The 523-nt window shown below is 67.9% G+C and carries 1 protein-coding gene; it reads left to right on the forward strand.

The window, feature by feature from the left end; genetic code table 11:
- Positions 1-523 (forward strand): ATP-binding protein (locus L6Q67_RS24430; protein WP_296576395.1); only part of this gene is annotated, 523 nt, incomplete at both ends.

The raw sequence follows: 523 nt of genomic DNA on the forward strand, positions 1-523 counted from the left end.
CCGAGCTGTCGCCCCTGCAGCGTGAGTACGCGGACACGGTGACGAGTTCGGGCAACGCTCTGCTCGGCATCATCAACGACATCCTCGACTTCTCGAAGATCGAGGCCGGCAAGCTCGAACTCGAGGCGATCCCCTTCGAGATCGGCATGGTCGTCGATGAGGTGGCCGACCTGTTCGGCGACTCGGCGCGAGCCCGAGGCATCGCCTTCGACGCCTGCATCGCCGGCGACGTACCGTTCCGCCTGCAGGGCGATCCCGGCCGACTGCGCCAGATCCTCACCAACCTGGTCGCCAACGCGCTGAAGTTCACCCGCGCTGGACACGTGCAGTTGCAGGTCACATCGCACCAGAACGGCCTCGCCTGCACCGTCGCCGACACCGGGGTCGGCATTCCCGCGGACAAGCTGCCGCGGCTGTTCCAACCCTTCACCCAGGCCGACAGCTCGACGACCCGGCAGTTTGGTGGCACCGGGCTCGGCCTCGCCATCTGCCGCCGCCTCGCCGAGGCGATGGGCGGCTCACT

It is taken from the genome of Zoogloea sp. (genome assembly GCF_023150065.1).
Classification (GTDB): Bacteria; Pseudomonadota; Gammaproteobacteria; order Burkholderiales; family Rhodocyclaceae; genus Zoogloea.